Origin of the sequence: Rhizobium sp. WSM4643 (assembly GCF_025152745.1) — a bacterium.
GTDB classification, from domain to species: domain Bacteria; phylum Pseudomonadota; class Alphaproteobacteria; order Rhizobiales; family Rhizobiaceae; genus Rhizobium; species Rhizobium leguminosarum_I.
Genome location: NZ_CP104040.1, coordinates 559,775 through 578,757, shown reverse-complemented (window position 1 = coordinate 578,757; position 18,983 = coordinate 559,775). Strand labels below are relative to the sequence as shown.

General features: G+C 61.4%; 19 protein-coding genes. 6 read left to right on the top strand and 13 right to left on the bottom strand.

From position 1 onward, the window contains the following. The first annotated feature begins 9 nt into the window (after positions 1–9). The 3 genes from N1937_RS02835 to moaB are packed head-to-tail and all read left to right on the top strand — an operon-like array spanning position 10 to position 3,296. Positions 10–1,842, top strand: coding sequence for a tetratricopeptide repeat protein (locus N1937_RS02835; protein WP_017963030.1), 1,833 nt, complete (start codon positions 10–12; stop codon positions 1,840–1,842). A 6-nt stretch (positions 1,843–1,848) separates the two neighbouring features. Continuing rightward, on the top strand, positions 1,849–2,745 hold the full coding sequence (locus N1937_RS02830) for a 4-(cytidine 5'-diphospho)-2-C-methyl-D-erythritol kinase (protein ID WP_260057403.1): 897 nt from the start codon (positions 1,849–1,851) through the stop codon (positions 2,743–2,745). Next, positions 2,745–3,296, top strand: a complete 552-nt coding sequence (moaB, locus tag N1937_RS02825) for a molybdenum cofactor biosynthesis protein B (protein WP_170283047.1) — start codon at positions 2,745–2,747, stop codon at positions 3,294–3,296. The genes N1937_RS02830 and moaB overlap by 1 nt, the downstream gene beginning before the upstream one ends. A gap of 127 nt (positions 3,297–3,423) precedes the next feature. On the opposite strand, the gene N1937_RS02820 is transcribed toward moaB, so the two are convergent. Both N1937_RS02820 and N1937_RS02815 read right to left on the bottom strand, forming a co-directional pair. Further along, on the bottom strand, positions 3,424–3,759 hold the full coding sequence (locus tag N1937_RS02820; protein WP_260057402.1) for a hypothetical protein: 336 nt from the start codon (positions 3,757–3,759) through the stop codon (positions 3,424–3,426). Between the two features lie 185 nt (positions 3,760–3,944). Continuing rightward, positions 3,945–4,463 carry a glycosyltransferase family 2 protein gene (locus N1937_RS02815; RefSeq protein ID WP_017963026.1) on the bottom strand — a complete coding sequence of 173 codons (519 nt, stop codon included), beginning with the start codon at positions 4,461–4,463 and terminating at the stop codon, positions 3,945–3,947. Positions 4,464–4,602: 139 nt separating this feature from the next. On the opposite strand from N1937_RS02815, the gene N1937_RS02810 reads away from it, so the two are divergent. Together N1937_RS02810 and N1937_RS02805 are read left to right on the top strand one after the other, a co-directional pair. Then, positions 4,603–5,760, top strand: coding sequence for a PA0069 family radical SAM protein (locus N1937_RS02810; RefSeq protein WP_260057401.1), 1,158 nt, complete (start codon positions 4,603–4,605; stop codon positions 5,758–5,760). 334 nt (positions 5,761–6,094) lie between these two features. Next, complete coding sequence (locus N1937_RS02805; protein WP_162118375.1) at positions 6,095–6,784, top strand: ribonuclease HII; 690 nt, start codon at positions 6,095–6,097, stop codon at positions 6,782–6,784. Positions 6,785–7,310: 526 nt separating this feature from the next. Here the strand turns inward: N1937_RS02805 and N1937_RS02800 are convergent. From N1937_RS02800 to N1937_RS02765, 8 genes are all read right to left on the bottom strand, one after another. Beyond that, entirely contained in the window at positions 7,311–7,802 is a 492-nt protein-coding gene (locus tag N1937_RS02800) for a F0F1 ATP synthase subunit B (RefSeq protein ID WP_162119674.1), read from the bottom strand. 3 nt (positions 7,803–7,805) lie between these two features. Beyond that, positions 7,806–8,429 carry a F0F1 ATP synthase subunit B gene (locus tag N1937_RS02795; protein WP_017963021.1) on the bottom strand — a complete coding sequence of 208 codons (624 nt, stop codon included), beginning with the start codon at positions 8,427–8,429 and terminating at the stop codon, positions 7,806–7,808. Between the two features lie 77 nt (positions 8,430–8,506). Next, positions 8,507–8,734 carry a F0F1 ATP synthase subunit C gene (locus tag N1937_RS02790; protein ID WP_003545854.1) on the bottom strand — a complete coding sequence of 76 codons (228 nt, stop codon included), beginning with the start codon at positions 8,732–8,734 and terminating at the stop codon, positions 8,507–8,509. 67 nt (positions 8,735–8,801) lie between these two features. Beyond that, on the bottom strand, positions 8,802–9,554 hold the full coding sequence (locus N1937_RS02785) for a F0F1 ATP synthase subunit A (protein WP_017963020.1): 753 nt from the start codon (positions 9,552–9,554) through the stop codon (positions 8,802–8,804). A gap of 63 nt (positions 9,555–9,617) precedes the next feature. Continuing rightward, positions 9,618–9,950 carry an AtpZ/AtpI family protein gene (locus tag N1937_RS02780; RefSeq protein ID WP_017963019.1) on the bottom strand — a complete coding sequence of 111 codons (333 nt, stop codon included), beginning with the start codon at positions 9,948–9,950 and terminating at the stop codon, positions 9,618–9,620. A gap of 272 nt (positions 9,951–10,222) precedes the next feature. Next, positions 10,223–11,416, bottom strand: coding sequence for a cell wall hydrolase (locus N1937_RS02775; protein WP_260057400.1), 1,194 nt, complete (start codon positions 11,414–11,416; stop codon positions 10,223–10,225). A 435-nt stretch (positions 11,417–11,851) separates the two neighbouring features. After that, on the bottom strand, positions 11,852–13,750 hold the full coding sequence (locus tag N1937_RS02770; RefSeq protein WP_260057399.1) for a potassium transporter Kup: 1,899 nt from the start codon (positions 13,748–13,750) through the stop codon (positions 11,852–11,854). 18 nt (positions 13,751–13,768) lie between these two features. After that, positions 13,769–14,746, bottom strand: coding sequence for a magnesium transporter CorA family protein (locus tag N1937_RS02765; RefSeq protein WP_311202829.1), 978 nt, complete (start codon positions 14,744–14,746; stop codon positions 13,769–13,771). Between the two features lie 39 nt (positions 14,747–14,785). Between N1937_RS02765 and N1937_RS02760 the strand changes: the two genes are divergently transcribed. Further along, the gene (locus tag N1937_RS02760; protein ID WP_017963016.1) at positions 14,786–15,022 is read left to right on the top strand and encodes a hypothetical protein; all 237 of its coding nucleotides are present in this window, start codon (positions 14,786–14,788) and stop codon (positions 15,020–15,022) included. 286 nt (positions 15,023–15,308) lie between these two features. On the opposite strand, the gene N1937_RS02755 is transcribed toward N1937_RS02760, so the two are convergent. The 3 genes from N1937_RS02755 to N1937_RS02745 all read right to left on the bottom strand — a co-directional run bounded on the left by N1937_RS02755 (position 15,309) and on the right by N1937_RS02745 (position 18,905). Beyond that, on the bottom strand, positions 15,309–16,487 hold the full coding sequence (locus tag N1937_RS02755; protein WP_260057398.1) for an Mrp/NBP35 family ATP-binding protein: 1,179 nt from the start codon (positions 16,485–16,487) through the stop codon (positions 15,309–15,311). A gap of 633 nt (positions 16,488–17,120) precedes the next feature. Then, positions 17,121–17,855, bottom strand: a complete 735-nt coding sequence (locus N1937_RS02750) for a LuxR family transcriptional regulator (RefSeq protein ID WP_032985019.1) — start codon at positions 17,853–17,855, stop codon at positions 17,121–17,123. Between the two features lie 252 nt (positions 17,856–18,107). Then, the gene (locus N1937_RS02745) at positions 18,108–18,905 is read right to left on the bottom strand and encodes an IclR family transcriptional regulator (protein ID WP_026154016.1); all 798 of its coding nucleotides are present in this window, start codon (positions 18,903–18,905) and stop codon (positions 18,108–18,110) included. Positions 18,906–18,983 lie beyond the last annotated feature (78 nt).

The following is an 18,983-nucleotide window of genomic DNA, read 5'->3' as shown; positions in this document are numbered from 1 at the left end:
GGTTTCCTAATGCGGCAGAGACTTGCCATCCGTCTTCTTACGAGCGCAGCGCTTGCAGCTGTCCTTTCGCTGGGCAGTGTCGGCGGCGTGAACGCCGAGGATGCGGCCAAGGCAGACGATGCCGGTACGGCCGCTCACTTTGATGCGGACAGCGTGACCACTTTCTCCGGCGCCTTCCTCGCGGCGCGCACCGCCGATGTCGATCATGACTACGAAACGGCGATCGAGCTCTACAAGAAGGCGCTGCAGATCGAGCCAGGCAATCCCGAGATCCGCCAGCGGCTGATGATCTCGCTGCTGCTCAGTGGCGACATCAAGGAGGGCGTCAAATATGCCAACGACCTGAAAGGCGATCCTTCCGTCGAGCGCATCACCACGATCGTGCGCGGCATGGATGCCGTGCGCCGCGACGACTACAAGACCGCCGAGTCCATCCTGAAATATAAGGGGCCGAACGATCTCGACCGGATGATGAACGACCTGCTGCTCGCCTGGGCCCGCGTCGGCGCCGACCGCGGCAAGGAAGCACTCACCATGGTCGAGAAGATGAAGGGGCCGGACTGGTTCCGCATCTTCCAGAATTACAATGCCGGGGCGATCGCCATCGTCACCGGCGACGTGAAAGCCGCCCGTCAGCATCTGAACGATGCCGTGCTCGACAAGGAAGGCGGCGCAACGGCGCCGGATACCTTCATGCGCGCGGTGATGGCGCTTGCCCGCCTCGAAGCAACACAAGGCAACAAGCAGAAGGCGCTCGACGCCGTTTCCGTCGGCGACAACCTGTTGCCGAACTATGCGCCGCTGAACGCGCTGCGCGACAGCATTGAAAAGAACGAGAAGCAGGAACAGCAGGTCAAGACGGCCGAAGAAGGGGCTGCCGGCGTGCTCTTCTCCGTCGGCGGGGCGCTGAACCGCGACGGCGCCGAGGACATCGTCTCGCTGTACCTGCAGACGGCCAATGCGCTCGATCCGAACAGCGCCGATACGCTGGTGCTGCTCGGCGGCATCGCCGAGAAGCAGAACCAGATGGACCGCGCCATCGCGCTCTACAAGAAGGTGCCGGAGAATTCGCCGATGCGGCGCATCTCCGAGTTGCAGCTCGGTCTTGCCCTTGCCCAGGGCGGCAAGGTGGACGAGGCGCGCAAGCACCTGCAGGCGCTGATCGCCTCCGACCCGAAGGACATCCGCAGTTACCTCGCCTATGGCAGCGTGCTCTCCGACGCCAAGGACTACGAGGCAATGGCCGCCAATTACGACAAGGCCGTCGAAGCGATCGGCCCCATTCCCGGCCGCGCCAACTGGAGCGTCTTCTTCCAGCGCGGCATTGCCTATGAGCGGCTGAAGAAGTGGGACCAGGCGGAGCCGAACTTCCGCAAGGCGCTGGAGCTCAATCCCGACCAGCCGCAGGTGCTGAACTATCTCGGCTATTCCTGGATCGACATGAACCGCAACCTCGACGAAGGTCTCGGCATGATCAAGAAGGCCGTCGACCTTCGCCCCGACGATGGCTACATCATCGATTCGCTCGGCTGGGCCTATTTCCGCCTCAGCCGCTTCGATGATGCCGTCGACGAGCTGGAGCGCGCCGCCCAGATCAAGGCCGGCGACGCGACGATCAACGACCATCTCGGCGACGCCTACTGGCGCGTCGGCCGCAAGCTCGAGGCCGTCTACCAGTGGAACCGGGCGCTCAGCTCCGAGCCCGAAGCTACCGAGATCCCGAAGATCAAGGACAAGGTCGCCAACGGCCTGCCTCCCGCCAGCGACGATGCCAAGGCGGCCGACAAGAAGCAGCCGGATCCGGCGCCCGTCATCCCGCCGCCGGTCGACAAGAAATCCTGACGGGCCATGCCTGACGAGGGCCTGACCGGCGCTTCTAGCGTTTCCGAGGAGGCGCGCGCAAAAATCAATCTGGCCCTGCATGTGACGGGCCAGCGGCCGGATGGCTATCATCTGCTCGATATGCTGGTGACCTTCGCAGATCATGGCGACCGGCTGGGCTTCACGCGGTCGCCGGCCGACGAATTTTTTCTGTCTGGCCGTTTCGGCGAGGTACTTGCCGGCGATGGCGGCACCAACCTGGTGCTGCAGGCGCGCGACCTCCTGCGCGAGGCGATCGGTCCCCTCGCCTTCCCCGTCCGCATCCATTTGGAAAAGAACCTGCCTGTTGCCTCCGGCATCGGCGGCGGCTCGGCCGATGCGGCCGCGACGCTGCGCGGGCTGATGCGGCTCTGGGGCGCGACATTGCCCGAGGAGGCGCTCGCAGCTCTCGCCCTGAAGCTCGGCGCCGACGTGCCGATGTGCCTTGCGAGCCGGCCGCTGATTGCGCGCGGCATCGGCGAAGAGCTCGAACCTGTGCCGGAGCTGCCGGCCTTTGCCATGGTGCTCGCCAATCCGCTGAAGGGCGTCTCGACGCCCGAGGTCTTCCGCCGGCTGGCGGAGAAAAACAATCCGGCTCTGCGCCTGGCACCGAGCCGGCTTCAGACTGCCGACTGGCTCGCCGTAATTGCTGCTGCCCGCAACGACCTGGAGCCGCCGGCGCGCGAACTCGTGCCCGAGATTTCGGAGATCTCGGCGATGCTGCAAGCGAAGGGCGCGCTTTTGACCCGCATGTCCGGTTCCGGCGCCACCTGTTTCGGCATATTTGCGAGCATAACTGCTGCCAAAGATGCGGCGGCAGCTCTTCACGACGTGCGCCCTGACTGGTATTTCCAGGCGACGGAAACCGTTTCGGGAGGCCCATGATGGCAGATCTGGACGAAAAACGGCCCTTCATCGCGGTCGGCATTGCGGTTCTGACTGTCTCGGATACCCGCACGCCGGAGACAGACAAGTCAGGCGACACGCTGGCGGCGCGGATCACGGAGGCGGGCCACAGGCTGGTCGACCGGGGAATTGTGCCCGATGATCGCGAAAAGATTGCCGCGCGAGTGAAGGCCTGGACTGAGAACGAAGATATAGACGTCGTCATCACCACTGGCGGCACCGGCTTTACCGGCCGCGATGTGACGCCCGAGGCGCTGGAACCTTTGTTCGAAAAGCGGATGGACGGCTTTTCCGCCATATTCCACCGGATCTCCTACGAGAAGATCGGCACGGCGACGATCCAGTCGCGCGCCACGGCAGGTGTTGCCAACGCCACCTTCATCTTCGTGCTGCCGGGTTCGCCCGGCGCCTGCCGGGATGCCTGGGACGGCATTCTGAAAGGACAGCTCGACTATCGCAGCGTGCCGTGCAATTTCGTCGAGATCATGCCGCGTCTGGACGAGCACCTGAAACGCGGCGCGACCAAATAGACTGCCTGCAACAGCGGCATCGCCTAAAGCGCGTCGCAATCTTTCAGATTCGCTCCCTGCGCTTCAGGTCGTTGTTTTTACGCATGTCGTTATCGCAAAACCGCAGCACACTTTTGCGCGACATGCGTTATGTCGCAATGCCCGGCAGGACGGGCATCGTGTCCCAGCTATCACCCGACAGCAGGACGCAGCTTATGCCGTGAACATCCGTGACGATGAGTGTCCAGGTGCCGCTTTCGGCGGCATAGACCTCGAGAATGGCGTTCTGGTTGATCAGTCCGACTGCCGTGAGCTTTTCGGCGAAGTTCTTGTCCAAGAAATTGACGATTTCGGGTCGGCCTGCGCAACTGCGCATCATCTGCGATGCTGCCGAATGCGGATGCGCGATCACCATTGTCGGCGATATGACGGCTATGAGGCCGTAGACCATACTGCGTACGCCGTAGACCCTACCGCGTGTCATGACGCACCTCCTTTCGCCGGGAACCCGGCAGAAAAGGAGATTTTGCTGACCTGTTCTGCCGTTCACCGGCATTCCATGGCCATTCCGTTGCGAAGCGAGGCGCTTCGACGGCGCCATGTTTGAATTATAGCGCGAAATCCTATTGGGCGCCATCTTTTGCGCGAACGATGGAGAGGCCGCAACACCTAGCGCGCAGCGCGGGCGACCCAGGAGGGAATGAGTTCACTCGCCAGCCGGCGCGGCTTCTGGCCCTTGACGAATTCGGTGAGCCGCATGCCGCTTTTGGCGATGGCGAGCGCCTGCTTCTTCGGCAGGAGAAAGCCGAGTTCCAGCGGCGGCACGGTCCGGCCGACACGCTGGAAGAACGGGCGCCGGTAACCGCGGGATGCGGTGAAGCGCGCCGGCAGCTTGTTCAGCGCCACATATTCGGCGATCTCATCGATCCAGCCGGCCTGGGGTCTTGCACCCGGCTCGACGAAAAGCAGCCATTCGCCGCGGGCGGCGCGGACGATGTCCTTGATATCCCATTGCGAATGGAAGCGGCAGCCGGCGGCGTCGGCCACCCGCGAGGTGCCGTCGCGCGAGCCGTGATCGAGCACGACCACATCGCTCACCAGCCCCTCCACCGCGCCCGCCACCAATACCGATAAAGTCTGTGCCAGCTCAGATTCCTGATCCTGACATTCGAGAACAACTGTCAACATTGACTATTTATAATGCGCCGCACAAATTTTTGCCAGCGCCGTTTTCCTCATTTTGTTCTTGCACTGTTCTCGTTTTGCGGATAGGAATTTAATCAGCAAAACGAGCGGGAGCGATGGCTTTCCGCCGCGGGAGAATCCGATGAGAGAGCAGTCCCTGGCAGGGCAGACCGCATTCGCGCCTGCCAATACGGCAGATATTGCCGATGCGATGATCGTTTCCTCCGGTCTGAGGGTCGAGGTCGATCGGCGGCGTGGGCGCGGCGCGGGACTGAACCCGACAGGTCGGTTCGAAGCGCAGCAGCGCGAGACCGTCGACGACGGCTGGCAGACGTGGGAAGAATTGCCGCCGTTCAAGACGGAAGTGCAGGTCGAGAAACCGCGCACGGCGATCACCCGTAACGAATCGCCGGACATTTCCTTCGACCGCTCGATCAATCCTTATCGCGGCTGCGAGCACGGCTGCATCTATTGTTTCGCCCGGCCGACACACGCCTATATGGGGCTTTCTGCGGGGCTCGATTTCGAGACGAAGCTGTTTGCCAAGCCCGATGCGGCAAAACTCTTGGAGCGGGAACTCGCCAAGCCCGGCTACAAGGTGCGGGTGATCGCGATCGGCACCAATACCGATCCCTATCAGCCGATCGAGAAGGAATGGCGCATCATGCGCGGCATTCTTGAGGTGTTGAACAAGGCGAACCATCCAGTTTCGATCGTCACCAAGTCGGCGATGATCCTGCGTGATCTCGACATTCTGCAGGAGATGGCAAGCAAGAATCTGGTGCGTGTCGGCATCTCGGTGACCACGCTGGATCGCAAGCTTGCCCGGACGATGGAGCCGCGTGCCGCCACGCCGCCGCGGCGCCTGGAGACGATCCACACGCTGGCCGAAGCAGGCATCCAGACGGCTGTGATGGCCGCCCCGCTCATCCCGGCGCTGAACGACCACGAGCTGGAGCGCATCCTCGAATCGGCCAAGGCTGCCGGTGCTGCCGAGGCGAGTTATGTCATCCTCAGACTGCCGCTCGAGGTCAGTCCGCTGTTTCGCGATTGGCTGTTGCAGCATTATCCCGATCGCTACCGGCATGTGATGTCGCTGGTGCGCTCGATGCGCGGCGGCAAGGATTATGACGCCGAATTCGGCAAGCGCATGAAAGGCGCCGGTCCCTATGCTTGGCAGATCGCCCGGCGCTTTGAAATGGCAGCCCGGCGTTTCGAGCTGACGCGCCGCAGCGTGCCGCTACGCGACGATCTGTTCGTGCCGCCAGACGGCAGCGGCGTGCAACTATCGCTGCTCTAACCTTTTGTTTCCACGCAATTCCGGCAAAACCGCTTCGCGCTTTGTCTGGAATTTCCTCTAACCTTTTACGCCATTCCGGACGGAAAACCGCTGCACACTTTTCCTGGAATTTCCTCTAACCTTTACGCAATTCCGGACGGAAAACCGCTGCACACTTTTCCTGGAATTGCTTCTAGCTTGCGCATCGGCAGCTCGACAAAACCGCCCTGTTTTCGAGCCCCGAGCGCAATTCCCGCGGATGGCCCTGACCGCCACCATCCGCCGGAGCGTCCCCGGCCGCCGCCCTGATCCGGGGACTTGCGGGCAATCGGGTTGGCGTGCGAGGTTCAGCCGCATGAAACCTCGCACGCCACCCGATTCTCCCCTGCTTTTCGACACGGTTCCGCTCGTGCCGGATTTCCGACTGGAACTCAAAGCCCGCAAGGCCGGCCATTGGCCGGTCGCCGGTGCCGACGAGGCAGGCCGCGGGCCGCTGGCGGGACCCGTCGTGGCTGCTGCCGTCATCCTTGATCCCCGGCGCATCCCTGAGGGTCTGAACGATTCCAAGCAGCTTTCGGCGCAACGGCGCGAGGAACTGTTCGTGCAGATTCTGGCAACTGCGACCGTTTCCATCGCCTCCTCCAGTTCGACGCGTATCGACGAGACGGATATCCGCAAGGCAAGCCTCGACGCCATGCGCCGCGCCATCTGCAGCCTCGCCATTCCGGCAAGCTACGTGCTGACCGACGGCCTCGACGTGCCGCCCGGCCTCGATTGCCCCGGACAGGCCGTGGTCAAGGGTGATGCCCGCTCGGTCTCGATCGCCGCCGCTTCGATTGTCGCCAAGGTGACGCGTGACCGGATGATGGCGCGAGCGCATAAGGTATTTCCGGATTACGGCTTTGCCGCGCATGTGGGCTATGGCACGGCGCAGCACCGCGCCGGCATCGAGAGACACGGCCCCTGCTCGCTGCACCGGATGAGCTTCAGGCCGTTGCGCAAGGTCGAAGATGGTCCTGAGACGGATGAACTGCTTTCCGAATAGATCGCCCACAGAAGACCTGGCAAATGAAAAGCCCGCGGTATGCTCTGTGAAAGGGGCGCGAGGAACGGAGAGGTCGCGACATGTCCTCTCCTCCCCAGCGGGGAGAAGGTGCCGGCAGGCGGATGAGGGGGCCGCACGGCAATCACGCTCCCACTTACCTATCCGCCGCGACGGCAACGCCATGTGTCCCAGCGCCCTGAACACGTCGAGACGATGCCAGCCGGGCGGGAAGCGCGCATCGGCATTGTAGGAAAAATCGGATTCGCGGCCCCCTCATCCGCCCTACGGGCACCTTCTCCCCGCTGGGGAGAAGAGGGAATCGAGACGTTGCGGCATGTCCCTTCGCCCTGTTTACAACGGTTCGAAGACGGCTCGAGAAACGTGATTCGACCCAGGCGAAGGTGGCGATGCCGGTTCAACGGTACCGCATTGTCCTCGGCCCCAAGCCGAGTAAAGACCAAGCCTTGCCAGCAAAAGAAGAGGCCGGGACATGCCCGGCCTTCCTCTCAATCTTTTTCAAAGTTGCTTAGTTCAGCCGCGTCTTGACCTGGCCGACGGCATTGCCGAAGAGCTCGGACTGAACCTTGACGTCGGCCCGCTTGGCAAGCACGGTTTCGGCGGCCGCGATTGCGAGATCGACGGCGGCGGAACGCACCGCCTTCATCGCCTCGACCTCGGCCTGCTTGATCTTCTGCTCGGACAGCGCCGTGCGATTGGCGACGAATTCTTCCGTCTTCTTCTTCGCTTCGGCAGTCAGCATCTCGGCTTCGCGTTCGGCGGCGGCAACGATGTGGGCCGCTTCGGCTTCAGCTTCCTTGCGCTTGCGCTGGTATTCGGCGAGCAGGTGCTGGGCCTCTTCGCGCAGACGCTTGGCTTCGGCCAATTCGTTGCGAATCTGGTCGGCGCGGTCGTCGAGCGACCGTGCCATCATGCCCGGAACCTTCAGGTAAACGACCAGCGCCAGGAAGAGGACGAGGCCGACAAAGGCGAAGAAAGTCGCATCAAAGGCAAATTCCATCGATCAAGCCTCCTTCTTGGCAGCCGCGACGGCGGCGGCGACATCGGCCTTGGCGACGGTGCCGCCGATCAGCTGATCGACGACGGCAGCCGCGGTTTCCTCGGCAATGGTGCCGACGTCAGCGAAGGCCTTGGCCTTGATCTCGCCGATGCGGAGCTCGGCAGCCTTGATCTTTTCCGACAGGCTTGCCTCGACAGCGCGGCGTTCCCCTTCGGCCTTGGCCTTGGCGGCGTCGCGTGCGGCGGAGCCGATCGCGTTGGATTTGGCGCGGGCAGCGGCCAGTTCACCCTCATAGGTCTGGACGGCGGCGTCGGCTTCGGCCTTCAGGCGGCCTGCCTCTTCCAGATCCTGAGAAATGCGCGTGTGACGCTGATCGAGGATCGCCCCGATGCGCGGCGCGATGACCTTTTGCATGAGCAAATAGAAGACGCCGAATGTGATCACCAGCCAGAGCAGCTGGGACGCGTAGGTCGTCGAATCGAAAGGCGGGAACGGGCCGCGGACGTGTCCGCCTTCGGCAACACCAGTCTCGGTATGGACCTCGCCTGCGGCCGGAGCGGCATGCGCATCCGTACCCGTCGCTGCCGCCGGTGCTTCCTCAGCGTAAGCCGGGGTCACAAAAAACATGCTCACCTCCAGGTGGACTGCAAATGCAAAGGATCACGGCTTGCGATCGCAGGCCGTGATCCATCTATTCGCCGATATCAGACGGCGAAGAGGAGGAGGAGAGCGACGAGCAGCGAGAAGATGCCCAGAGCTTCCGTAACGGCGAAGCCGAATACCAGACGGCCGAACTGGCTGTCAGCGGCAGACGGATTGCGCAGAGCGCCGGAGAGGTAGCTGCCGAAAATATTGCCGAGGCCGAGAGCCGTACCGGCCATACCAAAGCAAGCCAGGCCTGCACCGATGTACTTTGCTGCTTCCGCTTCCATGTTGAACTCCTTTGAAATGGTTGTTGCGGCAAATGACTGACGCCCTTTGACGTCGATGTCGTTATCCTTAGTGCCCGCCCGGATGGATTGCATCGTTGAGGTACATGCAAGTCAGCACCGCAAAGACATAAGCCTGAAGGAAGGCGACGAGGAACTCGAGACCGGTCAGGGCGACGGTCATGATGAGGGGAAGAACGGCGCCGCCGACACCGAGAGCACCCAAGGTTCCGAGCGAGGCGACGAAGCCTGCGAACACTTTGAGCGTGATGTGACCGGCGAGCATGTTGGCGAAAAGACGAACCGAGAGCGAAATCGGACGGGAGAGGAAAGAGATGATTTCGATCGTGACGACCAGCGGCAACAGAATGCCCGGTACGCCCGAGGGCACGAAGACATTCAGAAACTTGAAGCCGTGCTTATAGAAACCGTAGACGAGAACCGTACCGATAACCAAAATCGCGAGAGCGAAGGTGACGATGATCTGGCTGGTGACAGTGAAGAAATACGGGAACATGCCGAGCAGGTTCGCCGTCAGGACGAACATGAAGAGCGAGAAGACCAGCGGGAAGAACTTCATTCCCTGCTTGCCAGCGCCTTCCTTCAGCATGTTCGCGATGAATTCATAGGACATTTCCGCGACCGACTGCGAACGGCCCGGCACGGTGGCGCGGTTCGACGTCGCGAAATAGAGGAAGCCTGCGGCAGCGGCAGCCGAAACGGCCATGAAGAGCGATGCATTGGTGAACGAAAAATCAATTCCGCCGATTTCGATCGGCACAATCTTCTGGATCAGGAACTGATGAGTCGGATCGTTAGACACCGCTTGTTCTCTCTCTTTGGCCCGCAGGACGCGGGGTCATTGCACTGGACCAGGAACCGGTCCTTATTTCTTGTCGTCATCCAGAGGATGGGCCACCACCCCCGCAGAACGCAGCACGTTCAGAACGCCGGCACAGAATCCGAGAAGCAGAAGAACAATCATCCCCCAAGGCGCCGTGCCAACAAAACGGTCGAGAACATAGCCAAGAAAAGCACCGACGAGGATTGCAGCAATGAACTCGCTGGAAAGCTTCATCGCCTGGGCATAACCTTTGCGGCTTACCTCGGCTTGGGCCTCGCTTGCATGTTCCACTCCCGCCTCGACACGCTTGGTCGCGAGTTCCGCTCCCAGTTGCGCACGGCGCTTTTCAAGACTTTCCTCGCGGTCATCCGCCATGGATCTCTCCTCGCTTTGCCCGTCGCCCGCACTACCGCTACCCCGGTCATTCGGACCCCGGACGCGAAGGTTGAGACCCTTCCGGCCCGTTCTGAAGTCGCGCGCAACATAGTTTTAGGGATTAGCATAGTCAAGGCGTAGACAGCTTCTGTCCAGCGAGAAAATAATTCCATTAAATCAAAGAGATAAATCGGCTCTGGGTCGATCACAGAAATTCGACGGAAAGAATCCGCTTTTCCGGGCCGGAAATCGGCTTACCCAAGCGATTTATCTCAGCTCCAGCCGCCGCCATAGGTGCGATAGAAGACATGAAGTCCGATGCGGCCGACCTTTTCCATGGTCTTTGCCCATTTCGGCCTGACATAGACGGCGTGATAGTGAGTCGCCGAGCCCACCTGCGGCAGCCAGATCTTGCCTGATGTCACCGCCATCGCCACATCGCGGGCGACTCGCCAGTGATATTCGGAGTTCACCCTGTCCTTGATGCTGTCGCAGGCGAAGGAAAACTGGCAGCGGTTGCGCCAATCCTCGTTCTGATAGACGACGCCGCAAATGGTCTTCGGATAGGAGGGGTTGCGGACGCGGTTGAGGATGACCTGGGCGACGGCCGCCTGGCCCTTCACCGATTCTCCACGCGCCTCGAAATAGATACCGGAGGCAAGGCACTGCTGTTCGCGAGCGGAAAAGACGCTCGGCGACAATATGCTGGCGGCCCAGGCATGGTCGTGCGGGCCGATCTCCGGAACGAAGCGGCCGCTGTCCTGATCGGTCATGATCGAATCGAAGGGCGATTGGCGGGAATAGTCGGGTGCCGTCGGCCCATAGGCGGTGGCCAGCACATCGGCCTTGTCGCTGGTGACGAGGCTTGCGAGCATGGCCGGCACGCCGTTATCGATCGCCACCGGCTGCTTCTTATAGAAAGATGTGGCGATCTCGATTTCCTTGCCCTGGATCTTCGGCTTGACGAAGGCCGAGCGGTCCTTGAGATCGAAGCTCGGGGCGAAGAGCATCCTGGTACGTTCGAGGATCGAGCCGGCGGAAAAATCCTTCGGCGGCTGCATCTGCTCGACGGCGACGACCCGGCCCTTCTTAGCGCCGCGGTTGACGCGATCCTCGTCCGGCGTATCCTCGCGACCCCTATCCTTGGCAGTGCCCTTGTCCTTGGCGGTGAAAGCGACCTTGCGGCCATCGGGCAGCACCATGCCAGCACCGGCGGAGATCGAACCCGTCACCATCGGCTCGGCGAAGGCGAGTTCGGCCTGGTGGATGGAGCCGGCCGGCGAATTGGTCAGCACCATGCGCCAGTTCTCACCCTCATGATCGAGGCCGGCAAGCATAGCGGCGAGATCGGCATGGGATGCGACACTCGGGAAAATCAGCCAGCCGGCGAGACCGAAGATTGCAGGCGACACCCAATTCTCGGGAAAAAGACGTAGCTTGCTACGGGAAGGGCTCTTTCGACGCAACGCAGACTCCGGCATGGAACGCGGGAACATTCCATTGAAAATCTCGCATTAACCTTGATGTCCGGTTAACGGGCTGTGCCGAAATATGACCGTGGGAACTTTTGGATGTTCTAATGTGGCTGATAGTTTCGTGGAATGAGGTGTGTCGCAGCCTTGTGAAAGTCCCCTCCCCACCTTGCGAAAGTCCCCTCCCCACCTTGCGAAAGTCCCCTCCCCAACCCCTCCCCACAAGGGGGAGGGACTAATTTGCGGCGCTCGCACGCAACAAACATCAGCCGTTCTGCGGATGAAACGATAAAGTGGGAAGCACCGGAGCGGCAAGTTAAGCCCCTCCCCCTTGTGGGGAGGGGTTTGGGGCGGGGTCTTTTTCGCGAAGGCCGAAGATCCGAAACATCGCACAGCTAGGATCGAAGCAAGCGCCCCTCTTTCAACCCATCAAATAATAACATGCGAGCCGAGTTCCACCACGCGGTTCGCCGGCAGGCGGAAGTAGTCCGAAGGGTTGGCGGCGGCGTTGGCGAGCGCGATGTAGAGCCGGTCCTGCCAGTAGGGCATGCCCGACTTGGCGTCCGGCACCAGCTTGCGTCGGCCGAGATAGAAGGAGGTCGACATGATGTCGAATTTCAGTCCCGTCTTGCGCAGCGTCGCCAGGGCCTGCGAGACATTCTGAGATTCCATGAAGCCGAAGAGCAGTTCGACGCGGGAGAAGCGCTCGGAAATCTGCTCGACCCGGTAGCGGTCCTGGCTCGGGACGCGCGGTTTGTTGACCGTGCGGATCGTCAGGATGACGTTGCGGTCGTGAAGCACATGGTTGTGCTTGAGATTGTGCAGCAAGGCGGCCGGGGCCGATTCCGGATCGCTGGTCAGGAAGATCGCCGTGCCCGGGACCTGGGCCGGCGAATGTTCGCTCTTGCGCTCGATCGAGCTGACGAAGGAGGCGAGCGGAATATCGGTGTGGCGGGTCTTTTCCATCAGGATCGCCGTGCCGCGACGCCAGGTCCACATGACGACGGTAAAGGCCGTGGCGATCATGATCGGGATATAGCCGCCGTCGTGGATCTTCAAAAGGTTGGCGCCGAGGAAGATCATTTCGAGCACCACCAGCGGCGCGAGCGCGATCACCGCAACCGGAAGCGACCAGTTCCAGCGGGCGCGGACGAATTCGAAGGCCATGATCGAGGTGACGACCATGGCGCCGGTGACGGAGATACCGTAGGCGGTCGCCAGCGCGTCCGATGTTTTGAAACTCAGCACCAGGAAGATGACGCCGATGAACAGCACGGCGTTGACCGAAGGCACGAAGATCTGCCCGGTATTGGTTTCCGAGGTGAAGAGGATTTCCATGCGCGGCAGGAAGCCGAGGTTGATGCCTTGGCGCACCATCGAGAAGGCGCCGGTGATGACAGCCTGGCTGGCGATGATGGTCGCGGCGGTCGCCAGGATGACGACCGGCAGCAGCGCCCATTTCGGATACATCAGATAGAAGGGATCGGACATCGTCGCCGGATTGCCGAGAACCAGCGCCCCCTGCCCGAGATAGTTCAGCGTCAGCGACGGGAATACCAGCAGGAACCAGGCCCACTGGATCGGACGACGGCCGAAATGGCCGAGATCGGCGTAGAGCGCCTCGGCGCCCGTCACCGTCAGGAAGACGGCGCCAAGTACGACGACGCCGTAGAAGCCCTCATGCAGCAGGAAGCTGACGGCATAATAGGGATTGAAGGCGGCAAGGATTCCGTAATCGTCCGAGATATGAGAAATGCCGGCGGCGGCCATGACGAGGAACCAGACGGCGGTGATCGGGCCGAAGAACCTTGCAACGGCACCGGTGCCGCGCGATTGCACGATGAAAAGCAGCGCCAGGATCACCACCGAGATCGGCACGATATATTCCGCGAGGCTGGGCGTGACGAGCTTCAGGCCCTCGACGGCTGACAGCACCGATAGAGCCGGCGTGATCATCGCGTCGCCGAGGAAGAGGGCCGCACCCATCAGCCCGAGCAGCATCAGGACGGCGGTATGGCCGTTGGCGGTCTTCATCAGCAGGGCAAGCAGCGACAGCGTGCCGCCCTCGCCGTCGTTGTCCGCGCGCAGCAGGAAGAGCACATATTTGATGGTGACGATGATCGTCAGCGCCCAGATCATCAGCGAGATCAGGCTGATGACTTCAAAACGGGTGACGCCGTCATGGGCCACCGGCTTCAGCGCCTCGCGAAAGGCATAGAGCGGGCTGGTGCCGATATCGCCGTAGACGACACCGACGGAACCCAACGCGAGATAGAACAGCTTTCGCGGCGTCATATGGCTTTCGTTCGGATGGCTCTCTTCGGACATGAAGTTGCATCAGGCTCCTCAGAGCCAGCCTTTCCAGCGGAAAAAGAAAAAGGGGATGACGGCTGAAATCACCATCAGGGCCAGCGAATAGGGATAACCCGCGGCCCAGGTCAACTCCGGCATGACCTGAAAGTTCATACCATAGATGGAGGCGACCAATGTCGGCGGCAAGAACACCACCGAGGCAATCGAGAAAATCTTGATGATCGAGTTCTGCTCGATGTTGATCAGCCCGAGCGAAGCATCGAGCAGGAAGGTGATATTGCCTGCGACGAAGGAAGCATGCTCCGACAGCGACTGGACATCGCGCGAGACGGTGCGGCAGAGCTCCTTCGCCTCGCGGTCCTGCTGGATCGCCGGGATCGTGTGAAAGAACGTCAGCAGGCGAGTAAGCGACCCGAGACTGTCGCGCACCTTGCTGATCATCCGGTGATGGCCGGCAATATCGCGCAACTTCTCCTCGAGGTAGTTCGAGGGCTTGCGCACCTTCCTTGCCCGATCGCCGAAGACATGCGTCGAGAGGATGTCGATACGGGAGATGGAGATTTCGAGGATTTCGGCGGTGCGGTCGACGATCGTCTCCAAGAGCTTGGCAAGAAGGGCAGCGCCGCTGCGCCAGTTTTCCGGCAGCCGGTGGAGGGCAGCGATGAACAGCGCAAAGGATTTGGGATGGGCGTAGCGAATGGTGACCAGGCGATTTCCAGCCAGGATGAAGGCGACATCGGTCAGCGTCGGCACGTCGGTGTCAGCCTTCCAGAGCAGCGAAGCGGTCATGAAGACGGCGTCGTTTTCGACATAAAGACGGGCGGAAGGCTCGATATCCTTGAGATCGTCGCGAGTCGGGACCTCGATGCCGAGAACCTTCTCGACATAGAGTTCCTCGTCGCGGGTCGGCTCGATCATGTCGATCCATACGACATCCTCGGGAAAGGAGGCGGCATGCGACAGATCGCGGATCTCGACCGACTTGCAATTGGAACAGTAAGCGGTAATCACCGGTAGTCTCTCCGGCTGCATCCAACCTCAAAGGCCGGCATGCGCATTGTGCTCAACTGCATCGCAGTTCCCAATCCTTCGATCGACAAGACAACTCCGAACTTGCAGGCGGGCCGGACCCTTCGAAACGGGGACGGCCTCATTGAGCATCTGCAGCAAAACGCCATCATGGCGCCGCGGCATATGAAGCAAAGCCGTGAAATAATCAAGACATCTTCCGTGAAGCGCGGCTTTTCACCACGTTTCCCCCACAATTTGGGGTATCCGCTGCGGTGATTCGGCTCGCTAAAGCACCTCGCCTCGAACCCGATTCATGCTACGCGCGCCAGTTCTTTGTCTTATGCATGCCGTTATCCCGGAACCGCTGCACACTTCCGGGCGGCATGCATTTTGTCTTATGCATGCCGTCATCCCGGAAACCGCTGCACACTTCCGGGCGGCATGCATTTTGTCTTATGCATGCCGTCATCCCGGAAACCGCTGCACACTTCCGGGCGGCATGCATTTTGTCTTATGCATGCCGTCATCCCGGAAACCGCTGCACACTTCCGGGCGGCATGCATTATTCGAAGACGATCGCCGGCGCCGGGCGCTGGGACTGGCCGGCGAGATGCTCCCAGACTTTGGCGGCGATGCCGCGATAGATGCCGGCAACGATGCCGTTCGGCTCGGAGGCGACGAGCGGCGTGCCGGCGTCGGAGGTTTCGCGGATGTTCATCGTCAGCGGCACTTCGCCGAGGAAGGGCACGCCGATGCGCTCGGCCTCCCTGCGGGCGCCGCCATGGCCGAAGATGTCGTAGCGGGTGCCGGTATCAGGGGCGATGAAGTAGCTCATATTCTCGACGATGCCGAGCACGGGCACCTCGACCTTGCGGAACATGTTGAGGCCCTTGCGGGCATCGATCAGAGCGAGATCCTGCGGTGTGGAGACGATGACGGCACCGGCAAGCGGCACCTGCTGGGCCATGGTCAGCTGCGCGTCGCCGGTGCCGGGCGGCATGTCGACGACGAGGACGTCGAGCTCGCCCCAGGCGACTTCGCGCAGCATCTGCAACAACGCCGACTGGACCATCGGCCCGCGCCAGATCATCGCCGTCTCCTCGTCGACAAGGAAGCCCATCGACATGACCTTGAGGCCATAATTCTCCATCGGATTGATGATGCGGCCGTCGATCTGCGTCGGGCGGCCCGATATCTTCAGCAGGCGCGGCATCGAGGGACCGTAGATGTCTGCATCGAGAATGCCGACGCGAAGACCGTTGGCGAGCAGGCCGAGTGCGAGATTGACGGCGGTGGTCGACTTACCGACCCCACCCTTGCCCGAGGCGACCGCGATGATGGCGCCGATGCCGGGCACACCGATCTTGCCGGCGCGCGGCGGCTGTTGAGGAGCGTGAGCGTGGCCTGCATGATCATGTTGGTGATCGTGGCCGGCATGGCCGTGCGGCGGGTTCGGCGCAGGGCGGGCAGCCGGAGCGGCGGCGGCCGCTTTCTTGTCCGCCGTCAGTGTGACGAGGGCGCCCTTGACGCCCGGCATTTCCTTGATGACGCGCTCGGCGGCGAGCCGCATCGGCTCCAGCTCCTTGGCGCGATCGGCCGGGACGGTGATGGAGAAATAAACCTTGCCATCGGAGATGAAGACGTCGGAGACCATACCGAGCTCGACGATATCGTGCTCGAGATCCGGTCCACGCACGGTCTTCAGCGTTTCGAGAACCTGTTCCTTGGTGACGTCGGCCATTTCACCCTCAATGCTTCTTGCAGACTACAGCGCCGCGCGTCTCTCAAGACGCGCAAAGGACGCTGTAGCACTTGAATTGCTGCAGATTTAGCCCAATCGATTCCGTTTGGGCTAAATCATGCAGTAGAAATAGTGGAGACCGAAGCCTTCGCCAAACAAAATCATCGGGAGGAAAATCCGGCGGGCCAAAAAGAGCGCCGGGGAGAATTGGCAGTCCGTTGCGGCCATCAAGTCCGCCGGGCTTTCGCCCTGATGGCCGCAACGGTCTCCCCGAGAACCGGCGCAATCCGGGGCGAACTAGCGCAAGCCGAAAAAAAGACCAGCGAAAAGTGAACAAGGAAGATGAAATCGCCAACAGCTGCGAAAGAAGCGGTGCCAAAACGCAACAACCGCCGCCGACACCGAAGGGCCGGGAGAAAAGCGGCATCGGCGTCGGGCAGCGGTGTGTCGGCCGCGCCATTTCCTGGCGCTGGTCTCAAAGTCCCCTCTGGACCTCTCGCCGAAGAGATGCAGAAAGCGTGCCAGATGAAAAATCAGGAAAAGAGCGCAAAAGCGCTTGCGGCCGCCCCCTCAGCGGGAAAGGTATGCCTACGCGCTGGGCGGCTTGGAAAGCAGTCGGTTGTTTTTTGCAACTTATTTGATCAGGCCGATGCGCAGCGCCTTGGCGACGGCCTGGGTGCGGTTGACCGTGTCGAGCTTCTTGGTGGCGCGGTTGAGGTAGTGATTGACCGTGTGCTCGGAGAGGGTGAGGATTTCGGCGATTTCAGCACTGGTCTTGCCGGCCGCCGTCCAGTTGAGGCAATCGATCTCGCGGTCGGTCAGCGTGTCCGTCATGCGCGTATCGAGGTTGCGGATCTCCGCAAGCCTGTCGAAGACGTGGATGGCGATGTAGCACAGCTCGCGCATCTCCGCCGGATTGAAGGGCTCGCGGTCGCCGGCGAAAGAGACGGCGCCGCGCAGGCCGGAAGGATCATGCGTCGGGAAATAGGCGCAGCGCATCATCTTGAAACGTTCGAACAGCGAGGCAACGAGAATGGACTTGCCGTCGTCCCGCGACCAGTTCTGGCGCGACATGTCGTAGAAGAAGGGTCGCGCGGATGTTCTGAGGCGCCTCAGAACCGGACTGTTCACCATCAGGCCTTCCTGGTCGTAGAGAGCCAGAAGCTCGGCCGGCCAGCTGGTGATGACGGTGCTGCCCTGAAGATCGAAGGAGGTGACCGGCGGCAGGTTGAGGACCATGAAGGCACGGCTGCGATAGGCTTCCGTCACCCGTTTCATGAAGCGGAAAATATCGAACTGGGTCTTCAGGCCCGCTATTTCCTGAACATAATCGTCTTCTTCCGTGGATGTTTGCGACAAGGGTGCCATCACATTTCTTCATCTTCGGCACAGCGGCCGTCAAACCGTTTGCGAAACCTGCCCGCTATGAATGTTTCGATTGCATCGGGAAACGACGATCGCTGGTGGAATCGGCTTCAGCGTTGAGCGTTCGGCCGGTGACTGGTTGTAGATTTCGCGGACCGTTCTAGTTGTGGTGATTCGTCGGCAGATCTCAATATCGCGCTCATCATAAGCATGCTCTGCTCGCGTCCGGCAGCGGGCCGATTGTGATTTGTGCCCTCAGCGGCGCGGACCGAGACGGACGCGCATGCCTTCCATGATCCTCCCGGCCGCCAGTCGAACCGGAACGGCCCACTGGTGCAGAAGTTCCATCGACAACCGATAGGCCGGGCCGGTAATCGAAATGCCACCCATAAAGGTCCGATCCTCCGACCAGACGGGTGCGGCAACGCAGCGGATGCCGGCCTCATGCTCCTCACGGTCGAAGGCATAGCCCTGATCGGCAATCTCGCGGATTTCGGCAAGCAGCGTTTCGGCTGAGACATGGGTCGAGGCGGTAAAGCTGGTGAAGCTCAAGCCGGCGACGAGATTGGCAAGGCCTTCGGCCGGCAGCAGCGACAAGGCGGCCTTGCCGACGCCGGTGCAATAACAGGGCGAGGCATTGCCGATCTGCGAATACATGCGCACAGGCTGACGGCCTTCGACCTTATCGAGATAGATGATCGACTGTCCGCGGAGAACGCCGAGATGCACCGTCTCGCCGGTCGCCCGCTGCAGATCGGCGAGGTGCGGCTCGGCGATCGAGCGGAATTCGTTGCGCGCCCAGCTGCGCGCGGCGAAATCGAGCAGGCGCAGGCCTGGCGCATAGCGGCCGTCACCATCGAGCTCGATCAGCCCTTCCTCCACTAGATGGCTCAGCTGGCGATGCAGCGTGCCGCGCGGCTGGCCGGCGAGAGCCAGGATATCGGTGAAACGCAGCGGCGCATCTGCATGGGTGACAAGATCGAGCAGAACCATCAGTTTGCCGAGCGTGCCGGTCTCGCGTGCGCGTCCAGCGCCGTCGCCGTTTGAATTCATTGCTTCATCCACCCTTGACAGAAAGGCCAGCATAATTCGATAATTCCATATAGTCAAATTAAGTTCCAAATAATGGAA